Origin of the sequence: Chryseobacterium gleum (genome assembly GCF_900636535.1) — a bacterium.
GTDB lineage: Bacteria > Bacteroidota > Bacteroidia > Flavobacteriales > Weeksellaceae > Chryseobacterium > Chryseobacterium gleum.
On sequence record NZ_LR134289.1, the window covers coordinates 2,690,643 to 2,704,389 of the forward strand.

The window sequence follows — 13,747 nt, forward strand, 5'->3', positions numbered from 1 at the left end:
AGTTATATTTGGGCTTTATCACGAATATTTGAAAAAGATCAGCATTTGCCTTATTTTGTTATGGGGAGTTGTACAGGTTTCTGCGCAGACAGACAGTATATACATTGAAGCTAAACTGTCTCCTGACAAAAAGAACCTTGAAGTCAGCCAGGAAATTGTTTATTACAATCATTCCGGAAAAGACCTGCAAACCATAAAACTTCTGAATTGGGTTTCCGCGTACAATAAACGCGGCACCTCTTTAGTCTACAGAAAACTGGAAGACCGTAATAATGATTTGCATTTTGCAAAGAGCAGTCAATTAGGGAAACTACTTGAACTGAATATTAAAGATTCAGAAAATGAAGTGACACCTGTCAATACGCTCTCAGATGAAAACATTTTTATTCCTCTGAAAAGTGCATTAAAACCTGGTGAAAATGTTTCTTTAAAGCTGCAGTACAAAATGCAGCTTCCCGATAAAACTTTTACGGGATACGGAACTTCCGCTCAGAATACTTTATTAAAATATTTCTTTATTGTTCCGGATCATTTTGATCCGGACAATATTTCCAAAAGAAACTACCATGATATTGAAGAGCAGGTAAGTTTCAATACTTTCTGGACCATCAACTTTGATATTCCTGTTAATAATTTTGTAGAAGGTAATCTTCCACAGGTTCAGATGAATTCATTTAAGGGATACCTTGATTCAGACCCTGAATTTTTGGTTTCCACAACAGCCTTTCCTTCTATAAAAACCAATGTTGACGGAGAGGAAATAGATATCAAATTTGGATATAACCTGAGACCGGAGGAAAAACAAAACCTGGAATTTTATCTTCCTTTGCAATTAAAGTTCATTAAAGAACGCATAGGATTCCTTCCGAAAAGTATTTTTATTTCAGATAAATTCAGAGCCAAAGAAGATTTTTTCGGAAATAATGATATTACTTTCTGGAAATTCAGATTCCGTCTATTTACTGATACAGAAAATACAGATCTGGATTATTTTGGGATCATGGCCAAGAAAGTTTTGGATGAAAAAGTAATTGCAGATAAAGAAAAAGATCACTGGTTTAAAAATGGTTTAAAATCTTACCTGGAAATTCAGTATCTCAAAAAATTCTATGCTGATACTAAACTTCTCGGCACACTTCCTGAGACCAGAATATTTGGCCTTAAACCTTTAAAGCTATTCCATGCTTCCAAGGTGAAGCTTCTTGATCGTTACGGACTTTCTTATCAGTATATCATGCTGCAGAATCTTGATCAGAAGATCGATGAGCATTTTCCTGTTTTGAGTAATTTCAATGATATGGCTGTCAGCAGCTTTGAAACCGGAAGTCTTTTCAACTATTCGGCTGATAAAATGGGATATGACACTTTTAATGAAATTATAAAAAATTATATCTCTGAAAACTCGGGAAAGAAAATCAATCCTGAAGAGTTTCTGACGGATCTTTCTGAAAAAAATAAATCATCGGCTTATCTTTCCGGCTTTTTCAAACAGAAAAACAGGGTTGATTTTAAATTGAAAAATATCAGAAAAGAAAATGATTCCCTGCAAATAAGAATTGTAAAAAACACGGATATCTCTATTCCGGTAAAACTACAGACAGAAACCAGAGAAGGAGAAAAAAGGAATACTGGATAGACACTGAAGAAAATGAACGTACTTCCATTTTATCTCTGCCTGCTTCAGAAAACATCTATAAGATTACTTTAAATAACGGTTATATTTTTCCTGAATCCAATTACAGGGATAACTTTCTTTATGCAAAGGGATTGTTTTCCAATGCAAAAAAAATTAAACTTAAATTATTAAAAGATATTCCTAACCCGGAATACAATGAAATTTACATCAGCCCAAGAGTACGTTTCAACAATACTTATGATAAGTTCCTTTTGGGAATTAATTTAAAAAATCAGTCTCTGTTTGATCAGAAATTTCTGTACTCCGTTACACCAACCTACAGTACCGGAACAGGAAAATTAACGGGATCCGGAGCTGTATCCTACTCTTTTCTGCCAGCTGAAAGCATCATCCGGAGTCTGACATTCGGTGTTTCCGGTTCATACTTTCATTATGATTATGATCTGGCGTATAGAAAAACATCCATATCTTCCTCTATCAGTTTCAGAAAGAATCCTAGAAGTACGGTAAGCAGAAGTATCGGAATTTCCTATAATTATTTTGAAAGAGATCTGAGCCCCGAAATGATTGTTAATAATGACTATAGCAAATACAATCTCTGGAGTATCGGATATGGCTATAGTGACAGCCAGATGATTCATGAAAAAAGTTTTAGCCTGAGTGCCCAGGGAATGGAAGATTTCAACAAAATAACAGCTGAAGGCTTCTACAGATGGGAATTTGCTCCTAAACAAAAGCTCAGTTTACGTTTGTTTGCCGGATATTTCCTAAGAAACGATACCCGCAATAACCTTTTCAATTATGGAATATCCAGGGTTTCCAACTATTCCTTCTCTTATACTCTTTTAGGAGAAAGTGCCAGCAGCGGTCTTCTTTCACAGCAGTTTATACTTGCTGATGGCGGTTTTAAATCTTTTCTGCCGGGATCGGTAAACCAATGGATTACCTCTGCCAACGTGGATTCTAGTGTATGGAAAATATTCCATGTATATGCAGATGCGGGAGTTTATAAAAATAAAGATCTTCCGGCTAAATTTATATGGGACACCGGAGTTAAAGTAAGGATCATTCCGGATTTTCTGGAAGTATATTTTCCGATACAATCTTCTTTAGGATTTGAACCTTCATTCAAAGATTATGGAAAACGTATCAGATATACATTGATTCTCAATCTTGGTTCCATTATTAACGCAGCAAGAAGAGGTTGGTATTAACAGTAAATTATTGCTGATTCTGTTTGTGCATTCAATGGACAGAAAACACGTATATAAAATAAAAGAACAGCTTATCAATATTTGCTGTTCTTTTTATTAAAAACTAATCTTTTATAATTTTCTGTGAAATCGGAATATCGTTAATGGTTCCTGTGACGATGTAAGTTCCTTTTGGAAGCTCTGCAATATCAAGTGATGAAGCCAGCTTCGTCGGTGACTTTTTTACGACCCGCCTGAATGTATCATATACTTTTACGTCTTTTACCTCAGTTCCGAACACTACTTTACTGTCTTTGATAAAAGGATTCTGTACAAATCCCGATTTTACGCTTCCTTCAAGGGAAAAGTCTGCCATATTATCATCATTTCCTAACAGGCTTCTTTTAATAGCAGTGGTAGCAGTAGGGGAAGGAGCCGGCCCATCTCCTTTAAACTGATCTGCATTTGCTCCATATCCCACAAAATCCAGTACATTGGATGCAGAAGGCCCTGTTACCTGTACTATATTTCCGGCCAAAGCAATTTTCCCTGATACACTGGAAATTCTCAGCCCGGAAGATTTATTGGGAGTTCCGTCAAAATTTGTAATTGTGGTTGCAATAAAATCAGGTGTCGGAAGATTCTCCACTCCTCCATCAATCGCGGACTCCTGAATCAAATAAGTTTCATCAGGTCCCAGCGTAAGGTCCGGCAAAGTATGATATTCGGAAAAAGGACCTATCGCCGGTGCGTATTGAATACTGGCACCCGTAAGAGAAACCAGTGTATTTCCGATATTTTTAAGGACAATATAATTATTTTTCAATACAGCACCAGAGCTTGCATTCCCACCATAGATCTCGTTGATCACAATCTGGGCATTTGAAAAAGAAGTCAATAATGTAAGTCCAAACAGAGTAAAGATTTTTTTCATCGTTATTATTTTTAGAATGGGTAATCATAAAACATCAAAAACAGTACCACCAAATTAAGAAATATGCATCATATAAAAATCTAAAAATCAGAATACTCATAAAAAAAACAGCCACTTTATTGGAGTGGCTGTTTTTATTTTTATCTGAAAGAAATTAGTCTTTAAGAACTTTCTGAGAAACCGGCTGGTTGTTTACTGTACCTGTTATGATATAGTTTCCTTTTGCCAATTCAGCAACGCTTACCGCTTCGTTCTGTTTTACAGAAGCTTCTTTTACAAGCTGTCCGAACATATTGAACACTTTTACGTCTTTTACATCAGATCCGAAAACAATTTCGTTGTTTTTAACGAAAGAGTTTTTTACAAAGTTGGCTGATTTTACGTTTTTAGTATCAAGAACAGCAAGGGTTCCTGTGCTTACAATAATATCATCAATAAAGAATCTGTTATTGGCAGCTGCAGATCCTTCAAATGTAAGAGTTACAGCTCCGGTAGCGCCTGTAATATTTACGGTATAGTTAGAAAAAGCTCCTTTTACAATAGTTACGCTTGCCTGATCTAGAGTAGCACCTGTTGCAGATATATTTAAAGTAGTTTTTTCACTAGCTCCATCCCATGCACCTGCTCTGAATGTTAGGGTAGCTGATCCTGTTAAGTTAAAAGTTGGAGTAGTAATTGACCCTTTTAGACTACTTGTACCTGCCTTAAGACATCCGTTTCCTTTATAAATTTTAGTAAAAGTCCAGTTTCCGCCAGTTGTATAAGAGCTGGATCCATCAGCAAATCCGCTTGATGCAATACCTCCACTCCAAGCACCATCATTTCCTCCTGTTCCTGTTACATCATCAAATGTAGCACTGAAGACTGTTTGCGCAAAAATTCCACTTGCTAACATTACTGTAGCAAATAACGAATAAAGTTTTTTCATGATTTAAATTTTTTGTTGTTAATAATTTACTTACATAACAAAACTACATCTAATTTTTGATTTGGGGCAATAAAGAGGTTAAGTTTTTGTTAATTATAGTTAACCTCTTAATGTTAACATTTTTTAATTATTTTTACGAATTATTTTTAAAAGTTGCGGAATTTTGTCATTCTATTCGTTGTATTCTTTTTAGGCATATTTTCAGGAAATGCTCAGGTATTTTCATGGAAAAATCCCAATGTCCCTGAAGACAGCATCAAAAGAGACAGTATTCTTGCTGCAAAACTGGAACAGGATATCTTCGCAAAAGACACCCTGGATTTCATAAGAACACATAACAAGATCGTTATTGATGAAGCCGTACTCGCCAAGAATGATAAAAAGAGATTTTTAGGAGAGCTTAATTCAAAAGGTTCTATTATCCGTGGTATTACTTTTGGTAACAACCAGGGACAGTCTGTACAGAGCTCCATGGACCTTCAGATTTCAGGACGATTATCAAAAGACGTTACCATCTTAGCAAGTATTTCAGACCATAACCTTCCTATTCAGGCTGATGGTTATACCCAAACTTTAGAGGAGTTTGATAAAATATACATGCAGCTTAATATTAAGGAAAAGTCTATCCTCAGAGCTGGCCACCTTGATCTTATAGAAGCTAAGAATTATTTTGCCAAATACCAGAGAAGGAGTATGGGACTTCAGTTTCAGACAGAATTTGGGAAAGAAAACAAGACTTTGGTAGATATTTCCGCAGGAGTTGCCCGAAGTGAATTCCACAGAATCCGTTTTCAAGGGGTTGAAGGTAACCAGGGGCCATACCGTCTGACAGGTAAAAACGGTGAACAGTTTATCACTCTGATCTCCGGATCCGAACAGGTTTTCATAGATGGTATTCTAATGAAGCGTGGTGAAAACCAGGATTATATTATCAACTACAACACCGGTGAAGTTACTTTTACCAGTTTCCGTCCTATTTTCCAGCAGAATTTCATCACTATTTCCTATAACTATGCCAACAGAAATTATTCAAGATACCTGTTTACAGGAAAACTGGAACATCAGAGAGAAAAATTCAAAGTAGGATTAAACTGGTTCATGGAAAATGACAATAAGAATGCTCCTCTTTCTTTAAATCTTTCTAAAGAAGACGAGCAGATTCTTGCTGAGGCTGGAAATAATCCTGACCTGATGTATGCCCCTTCAGGAGTGGTTACCGAATATGATGTCAATAAAATTTTATATAAACTAAACTCTGCCGGAAATTTCTATGAATACTCTACTGATTCAAGCTTAACACTTTATCAGGTTTCTTTTACTTATTTCGGAGCTAATCTGGGGGATTATAAAATAGCACAAACCACAAATAACGGACGTGTTTTTCAATATGTAGGGCCTAACGCCGGAGATTACAGAGCGGTAAGAAAACTTCCTTCTCCTCAGAAATCACAGGTATACTCTGTGAATTCTGAATATTTATTGAATGAAGGTAAAATAGGAGCAGATATTTCCCTGAGTAATTATGATGTCAATTTATTTTCGTCAAAAGATTCTGATCAGAACATAGGATATGCATGGCGTATTTTTGGGAATAAAAGTTTCAAAAAGAATACATGGAAAGGGACGCCTAGTTTTGAATACCAATACATAGACAGACAGTTTCATATCCTCGACCGAATTAATGATGTGGAATTCTCCAGGGATTTCAACCTTACACAGGAGTTCAATAACAGAACCCAAAACAGATTTATTTTCAGCTTCCTGAATAAATGGAATAACAAGTCTACACTAAATTATCGTATCAATTATCTGAATGAACAGGATTCTTACAAAGGGATTAAAAATGACCTGGATTTCGGATGGATTACAGGAAAGTTTTTTACCAAGGGGAATTTGTCTTATCTGAGTACCAATGCTACCCTTCAGGATACAAAATTCATCCGTGGAGGAGTTTCTACGGAGTTCACCGGTAAGAAAGGCAGCTGGGCCATCGGTGGAAGTATGGAGCATAACGAGAAGAAGTATAACGATACCCAGCTTATGGATGTCACGAGCTTTAGCTGGAAGGAAATCTTTTTGCAAAAGAAAATCGGAGACAGCACCAGAACCAAATTATTGACAAAAGTATACATGAGGGATAATGACTCGGTACGTGACAACAGACTTCAGAATATGAACAATATTCTGGGAATCATGGCTGAAAGTCAGATCATCAAAACAGAAAGAACCACTTTAAATACTTTAATTCATTACCGAAAGTTTTTCTACTCGGGTGCAGAAGGTGAAGTAACCAGAAATAATGATTTCGTAGTTGGAAACATCTTATACAACCAGCAGCTTTTCAGAAACGGAATGCGCCTTCAGGCTTTCTATGAACTTGGAAACGGACAGGAAGCACAGAGAGAATTCCAATACATTAAAGTAACTGATGGACAGGGTGTTTATAAATGGACCGATTACAACGGAGATGGCGTTCAGCAGCTGGACGAATTTGAAATTGCCGAATATTCCGACCTTGCACAATATATCCGGGTGTATACAAATTCTGTGAGGTACCTGCCGTCTAATAAAAATAAATTACAGCTGGCATTATTTGTGAATCCAGCCATTGTTTTTAATTCAGAAAACGGATTTTTAAAGCGGTGGAATTTTAATATTTCATTAAATTCCCAAAACTCATTCTATAAAAAGGATAAGGTTCTCGTCCTGAATCCTTTTGAGAAGAACAGTGACCAGATTCTTAAAAACCAGAATATTCTTGCTTCCGTACAGTTTAATCCAACTGAAAAATCAGGCTGGAATGGAAATTACAGGTTTATTACCAACGATAATCTCATCAATGCCAATTTCAGTAATGAAGAACGCGAGCAGACTTCTCACTTCCTGAATATCGGATATTGGTTCAATAAAGAATTCAGGGTAGATTGGGAAAACTCGGTTCATGATATTAAAAACTCTTCACAATTATTTACAACGAGAGATTACCGTTTGAATAACTTTGAAACCAAGCCTAAGGCAACTTATAAATTCACAGACGCCATTCAGGCTGAACTATCATCTGCCTTCCGTCAAAAACAGAGATTGGACGGAGAAGAGCTTCTTAAAGCTTTTGATGTTACAGGAACCATCCAATGGGAACGCAGAAAGACTTCAATCCGCGGAAACTTCTCATTTATCAGCAATAATTTTACAGGAAACAATTTCAGTATTGTAGGAAACCAGATGCTGGATGGTTTGAAGTCTGGAAAAAACCAGGTATGGAGTGTATTTATTCAGCAGGCTATCAACTCATTTATCCAGTTGAACCTTAATTACGAAGGAAGAAATTCTGGTGACCGTACGATTCATATCGGAAGTATGCAGGTAAAAGCAAGCTTCTAATAGTAATGATGATCTTCAAAATAAAAAATCCCCGATATCACTATCAGGGATTATTTTTTGGTAATAAGCTCAATATTATTTTTTAATAATTTTCAGGGACTGTGATCCTTTTTCTCCATTCACTTTTAGAATGTAAATACCTGCAGGAGACCGTCTCATGTCGACAGTGCCTTTTTCAGCATTAATTGTTTCACTAAGAATTCTTTGTCCTGAAACATTATATACTTCAACATCTTTGATTCTGCTGTCATTATTGATATAAAGGTAATCTGTAACAGGGTTTGGATACACATTAACCGTATTCTTTTTCGCAGCTTCATTCACTGCCAATACAGTTGCTGTAAATTCAAAGCTTCCAAGATCAGGTGTTACCGCATTCCTTGTATTGCCATCAGCATCCAATGTTACTTCTGCTACCGGAGTTCCCTTATTGTCAAGAGCGGCATTTCCTGTAGCGGACAAATGGAAATCAGTGGCTGATACAAATACAGGTAGTATATTCAGTGAGTTTATATTTCCTCCGAATCCTGCCTGGATATCTGCAAGGGTAGCTTTTGCTGCTCCTCCTATATAGCCAAGATTTGTACCGGTAGAATAGAAATTGTTATAGTTAATGGTAGAGAAAACACTGCTGGCGGCTCCTGCGTAAATAGCATATCTGTCTCCCGCCTGAGTTTGAGTATTGACAAAAATATTATTTCTCACATCAATACCTCCGGCACCGGTTACTCCGCTTGTAATATTTAAAGCAGATGGTCTTCCTGCTACAGTCTGGCTGACATTCATTACAACAGTATTATAATAAAGCTTGTATCCGCCTCCTGAAGCAATAACAATTCCGTTTCCGTTATCATTCACTCCTCCGGTTGTTGCATATCCATAACCTGCTACACCACTCACAACATTATTGGCAACTAATGTATTGGAAGCAAGACTTGTTGTTGCAAGATAAATACCCTGGGCGCCATATCCTGATACGTTGGTATTTTTAATCCCGTTTATCTTATTGTTACTGATGGTCATACCTGACGTCAAGGTACCTCCTGCATAAATTCCGGCAAAAAGACTTCCCGTTCCACTGGAAGTAAAATTGGAAATCGTATTTCCGCTTACATTAATATTAGCCACTGCAGAAGCTCCTGTATTACCGGAGGTTATCGTTATCCCTGAAGCTCCGCCGGCACCAGTTCCCGAATAACCTAGATTAGTAATGGTATTGGAAGTAATGGAAGAATTTACGGTTGCAGTTGCAAACCAGACTCCCCTCTTAATCTCAGCATTTGTAGTTTCAAAATTGCCAATTGTGTTATTACTTACAGTTACTCCGTCTGCTCCCTGCACATAAATTCCACAAAGACGAACGGCATCTGCTCCGGTAGCACTCACATCATTTCCTGTCACCAGAGTGTTACCGCCGTTACCTGCAGCTGCAGCTGCAAATAAATACATTCCTATATAGGCTTTCTTCACAGAATTATTCTGGATGGTCACATTATTAAAGAAGCCCCCTGTAGGAGTTGCAGCTCCATCATACATAATAAATGCGGAAGAGGTATTGATACCGTTTACGATATTCAGGTTTTTAACCGTGATATTTGTATTGGCGGCAGCAGCTGAAGCTGCTATAAAAGTTAATACCTGTGGTGCTGTAACAGAAGTATTGGTAAGGGTAAGGTCTCTTGTGGTTCCTGAAGCTGTGTTGCTTCCATCTAAGGTGATATTACTTCCCTGAATTCTCACTAAAGGTCCATTGGCAATATCACCTGAAATTGTGGCCGTAACTCCCGTCGCAGGCTTTATAGCAACTGACGTATAATTTACTGCTCCTCCGCTGGCATTCAGACTGGCGGTTGCTGTTTCGGTTGTATTTGCTGTAATACTGATTGTAATGGCACCCTGGTGTGTTCCTGCGTTAATAGCATCAAATGCTCCCTTTAACGTAGTATAAGTTCCTGTGGCTGTTCCCGCCGTAGCAGAAATATTGACTTGTGAATAAAAAGTTGATGAAACCAAAATTGCCATCAAACAAAATAGAATTTTTCTCATGACATTAATTTTTATTATACTAAATATAAAAAATAATTATTAATAAAATTCAACAAATACTGATAATCAATTAAATATATTTGATAAAAACTAAACAAAATATCATAAAATACCTTAAACACAACAACACAAGCAAAACATAGTACCACATCTTACTTATAAAAATTTTGTTTTTTAAGAATTTCGTAAATTTGCACCATGATAAAAATAGGCAACATAGAACTGCCGGAATTTCCACTTTTGCTGGCTCCGATGGAAGACGTAAGTGATCCTCCGTTCAGACGTTTGTGTAAGATGCATGGCGCAGATTTAATGTATTCGGAATTTATTTCTTCTGAAGGCTTAATTCGTGATGCTATCAAGAGCCGTAAAAAGCTTGATATTTTCGATTATGAAAGACCGGTCGGAATACAGATTTTCGGTGGAGATGAAGAAGCTATGGCCATGTCTGCAAGAATTGTTGAAACGGTAAATCCGGATCTTGTAGATATTAATTTCGGATGCCCTGTAAAAAAAGTAGTGTGCAAAGGTGCAGGAGCTGGTGTTTTGAAAGATATCGACCTGATGGTCCGTCTTACAAAAGCCGTGGTAAGCTCTACTCACCTTTCGGTAACGGTAAAGACCCGTTTAGGATGGGACAGCACCAGCATTAATATTGATGAAGTGGCAGAACGTCTGCAGGAAACAGGAATCAAAGCTCTTACGATACATGCCAGAACACGTGCCCAGATGTATAAGGGTGAAGCTGACTGGGAGCATATTTCAAGAATCAAGCAAAATCCGAATATTGAGATTCCGATCTTCGGAAATGGTGATATAGACTCTGCTGAAAAAGCATTAGAATATAAACAAAAGTATGCATGCGACGGTATCATGATCGGGCGTGCAGCTATCGGATATCCATGGATATTTAACGAAATCAAGCATTTCTTTAAAACCGGGGAACACTTACCTGAACCGACAATTTCAGACAGATTATTAGCGGTTCGTCAACACGCAGAATGGAGTGCTGAATGGAAGGGAGAAAGATTAGGCTTGGTAGAAATGAGACAACATTACAGCAACTATTTCAGAGGTATTCCTCATTTTAAGGAGTTCAGAAAAAAATTCCTTGAAGTTTTCACCATGGAAGGAATGGACAGCCTGATCAAAGAAACCCAACAATTCTACGAAGAATATCAGGCACAGCTATAAAAATAAAAAAACCATCAGCAAAACTGATGGTTTTTATTTTATTAGGATTTATATTAATATCCTTCTGATGAAGTTTCATTTTTAATTAGTGCCAATGCTGAAGAGGTTCCGATTCTCTTTACTCCCATATTGATCATTTTCTCAGCATCTTCAGGAGTTCTTACTCCTCCAGCTGCTTTTACAGGAAGCTTACCGGCGTTATTGAGCATAATTGCTATTCCTTCAAAGGTCGCTCCGTTAGGTTTTCCTTCAGCAGTCTTGTAGAATCCTGTTGATGACTTTACAAAAATTTTCGACAGTTCGTTTTCAGAGAAATTCTCTTCTGCCCAGGTAGAAATATTTTTAGTAAGATCTGCAATTTGTGCATCAGTCAAAGCTGCGATTTCTATAATCCATTTTGCAATTTTATGATGCTCTAGACATAGTTTAGTACATTGTACAAATTCCTCTTTTACCAGTGTTATATTTCCCTGCAGGTATGCAGTGTAGTTAATCACAAAATCCAGTTCATCGGCTCCATCCTCTATTGCTTTTGAAGCTTCTGCAAGCTTCTCTTCAATAGAATAAGTACCTTCATGAAAGCCTATTACAGTTCCTACTGCAACATTTGAATTTCTTTCCTGAATATATTTCTTGATCTCAGATACATAATCCGGACGAATCATCACGGCAAAGATTCCATTATCTATGGCTTCCTGCGCAAGTTGTTTATCTTTTTGAAGTGTTTCCTCGTGGGATATACCTGATTGCTCTGGTGTTTTCAGGTAAGTAGAATCCAAATATTGGGCTATGTTCATGTCGTTATACTTTCAATTGTCTGTAAATACCTTGTTCCAAAGATATAAAAGTTTCTGTTCTTGTTACTCCCTTCAGCTTTTGAAGTTTGCTAAGGATCTGCATTAGATGATCATTATCTTTACAAAGAACTTTCAGGAATATGGTATAGTTCCCTGTAGTATAGTGGGCCTCCACTACTTCGTTGATATCATGCAAAGACTTTACCACTTCCGGATAGTGGCTTGGCTGATCCAAAAATACACCAATGTAGGAAATCACCTTATATCCAATTTTCTTAGGATTAAGGAACGAAATTGAATTTTCAATAACTCCTGCATGTTCGAGTTTTTTGATTCTTTGATGCACTGCAGTGGTGGAAATTCCGACATTTTTTGAAATGTGGGCTAAAGAAGTTTTAGCATTATCCATCAGCATGTAGATAATTTCCTTGTCAATAGAATCCAAATGATAGCTTGTGTTGCTCGAATTTTTCATTTTCTACTTTTTTTATTATTTATGTTTTTTACTGTAAATTTTTAAATTTTACAAAAACCGGAAAGTGATCACTGTATCCGCCCAAATACCGTGTACCGGCATAAGTACGGAAAGGCCGTCCTTCAAAATTCCTGGTCCGGCTGCGGATTTTTTCAGAATTAAATATATGAGCATCCTGAAAAGCCAGCGTCTTATTATCAAGAAGAGATCTTGACATAATGATCTGATCATACAGCAATCCAGATTTATAATGAAAAGTAGAATAATTTCTTGTAGAAAACAATTGTTGAAAAGGGTTCACTAAAACCTTCTCATGCTCATTGTCATAGAGAATCTGTACTAAATTTTCATCATCCGGGTTTTCGTTAAAATCACCACACAATATGACATGCTCTTTATCAGCATCCACTATTTTCATAATCCGTTGCCGGATTTCATTTAATATAAAGGCTCTTTTAGGCTTATTAATATCTTTTTCGCGTTTAGAGGGAAGATGCGCGATAAATACATTAATAATTTCCCCTTTATATTTAATTTTTGAAAAAAGTACGTCTCTTGTCGTGTCGTAATTTTCTGTGTTTTTATTTACTATTTCAAAAAAGAAAGTAATGGTTTCTGAATCTATTACCTCTACTTTATTTTTATCATATAACATGGCTACATCCACTTTTCTTTCGTCCATGGAATTATAATGTACAATTCCATATTCCGAATTAAAGGGCTCCATCTCCACAAGATCTTCCAAAACTTTCCTTCCGGAAACTTCAGACAATCCTATCATAAATGGCAGAACACCATTATCCTCCTTCATCAGCTGAAATACGTGGGAGATTTTGAAAAGCTTATTTCTATATCTCTTTTCATCCCAATTCCTTAATCCTGACCGGGTAGGATCTAATTTATGGACAGGTTTCGGATCGGGTAAAAATAAATTTTCAACATTATAAAAAGAGAACAGCTCCATCTACACTAATTTCTAAACTTTTAATTATTATGTTCTTTTTCTTTTGCAATGTAAATTTATTATTTTTTTTCAAATTTTCTTTGATTTATTTCGAAGCGAGCAAATCAATTTCCAATAAAAAACAGTCCAAATATAGTAAAAAATACCAATGAAATCAGCTATAATAAATTAATTTTTCAACTATTGATGAGTTTTTATA

Annotated in this window: 10 protein-coding genes; 4 read left to right on the plus strand and 6 right to left on the minus strand. The window is 36.6% G+C overall.

The features are described from left to right. Positions 1-28: 28 nt before the first annotated feature. Both EL165_RS26315 and EL165_RS26320 read left to right on the plus strand, forming a co-directional pair. Positions 29-1,636: a gluzincin family metallopeptidase gene (locus tag EL165_RS26315; RefSeq protein ID WP_232529184.1), complete on the plus strand. Its 1,608-nt coding sequence runs from the start codon at positions 29-31 to the stop codon at positions 1,634-1,636. Between the two features lie 131 nt (positions 1,637-1,767). After that, positions 1,768-2,850 (plus strand): hypothetical protein, encoded by a 1,083-nt coding sequence (locus EL165_RS26320; protein WP_232529185.1) that lies wholly within the window; start codon positions 1,768-1,770, stop codon positions 2,848-2,850. A gap of 103 nt (positions 2,851-2,953) precedes the next feature. Here the strand turns inward: EL165_RS26320 and EL165_RS12330 are convergent, their stop codons facing one another. Both EL165_RS12330 and EL165_RS12335 read right to left on the minus strand, forming a co-directional pair. Further along, positions 2,954-3,763, minus strand: coding sequence for a T9SS type A sorting domain-containing protein (locus EL165_RS12330; protein ID WP_002976671.1), 810 nt, complete (start codon positions 3,761-3,763; stop codon positions 2,954-2,956). Between the two features lie 154 nt (positions 3,764-3,917). Beyond that, entirely contained in the window at positions 3,918-4,691 is a 774-nt protein-coding gene (locus EL165_RS12335; protein ID WP_002976669.1) for a T9SS-dependent surface endonuclease, AS87_RS02955 family, read from the minus strand. A gap of 153 nt (positions 4,692-4,844) precedes the next feature. On the opposite strand from EL165_RS12335, the gene EL165_RS12340 reads away from it, so the two are divergent. Continuing rightward, a complete protein-coding gene (locus EL165_RS12340) occupies positions 4,845-8,072 on the plus strand; it encodes a hypothetical protein (RefSeq protein WP_002976666.1) in 3,228 nt (1,075 codons plus the stop codon). Positions 8,073-8,147: 75 nt separating this feature from the next. On the opposite strand, the gene EL165_RS12345 is transcribed toward EL165_RS12340, so the two are convergent. After that, the gene (locus EL165_RS12345; RefSeq protein ID WP_081457756.1) at positions 8,148-10,118 is read right to left on the minus strand and encodes a T9SS type A sorting domain-containing protein; all 1,971 of its coding nucleotides are present in this window, start codon (positions 10,116-10,118) and stop codon (positions 8,148-8,150) included. Positions 10,119-10,316: 198 nt separating this feature from the next. Here EL165_RS12345 and dusB point away from each other — a divergent pair, with 198 nt between their 5' ends. Next, on the plus strand, positions 10,317-11,312 hold the full coding sequence (dusB, locus tag EL165_RS12350; protein WP_002976662.1) for a tRNA dihydrouridine synthase DusB: 996 nt from the start codon (positions 10,317-10,319) through the stop codon (positions 11,310-11,312). A 53-nt stretch (positions 11,313-11,365) separates the two neighbouring features. Here the strand turns inward: dusB and deoC are convergent, their stop codons facing one another. The 3 genes from deoC to EL165_RS12365 are packed head-to-tail and all read right to left on the minus strand — an operon-like array spanning position 11,366 to position 13,548. Then, entirely contained in the window at positions 11,366-12,109 is a 744-nt protein-coding gene (gene deoC, locus EL165_RS12355; RefSeq protein ID WP_002976661.1) for a deoxyribose-phosphate aldolase, read from the minus strand. A gap of 4 nt (positions 12,110-12,113) precedes the next feature. After that, positions 12,114-12,584, minus strand: coding sequence for an Lrp/AsnC ligand binding domain-containing protein (locus EL165_RS12360; protein ID WP_002976659.1), 471 nt, complete (start codon positions 12,582-12,584; stop codon positions 12,114-12,116). Positions 12,585-12,612: 28 nt separating this feature from the next. Further along, positions 12,613-13,548, minus strand: a complete 936-nt coding sequence (locus EL165_RS12365; RefSeq protein ID WP_002976658.1) for an endonuclease/exonuclease/phosphatase family protein — start codon at positions 13,546-13,548, stop codon at positions 12,613-12,615. Positions 13,549-13,747 lie beyond the last annotated feature (199 nt).

Excerpts from the sequence above, each read along its gene's own strand:
- EL165_RS12330 (WP_002976671.1), bottom strand. The coding sequence starts at position 3,763 with ATGAAAAAAATCTTTACTCTGTTTGGACTTACATTATTGACTTCTTTT.
- EL165_RS12335 (WP_002976669.1), bottom strand. The coding sequence starts at position 4,691 with ATGAAAAAACTTTATTCGTTATTTGCTACAGTAATGTTAGCAAGTGGA.
- EL165_RS12345 (WP_081457756.1), bottom strand. The coding sequence starts at position 10,118 with ATGAGAAAAATTCTATTTTGTTTGATGGCAATTTTGGTTTCATCAACT.
- dusB (WP_002976662.1), top strand. The coding sequence starts at position 10,317 with ATGATAAAAATAGGCAACATAGAACTGCCGGAATTTCCACTTTTGCTG.
- deoC (WP_002976661.1), bottom strand. The coding sequence starts at position 12,109 with ATGAACATAGCCCAATATTTGGATTCTACTTACCTGAAAACACCAGAG.
- EL165_RS12360 (WP_002976659.1), bottom strand. The coding sequence starts at position 12,584 with ATGAAAAATTCGAGCAACACAAGCTATCATTTGGATTCTATTGACAAG.
- EL165_RS12365 (WP_002976658.1), bottom strand. The coding sequence starts at position 13,548 with ATGGAGCTGTTCTCTTTTTATAATGTTGAAAATTTATTTTTACCCGAT.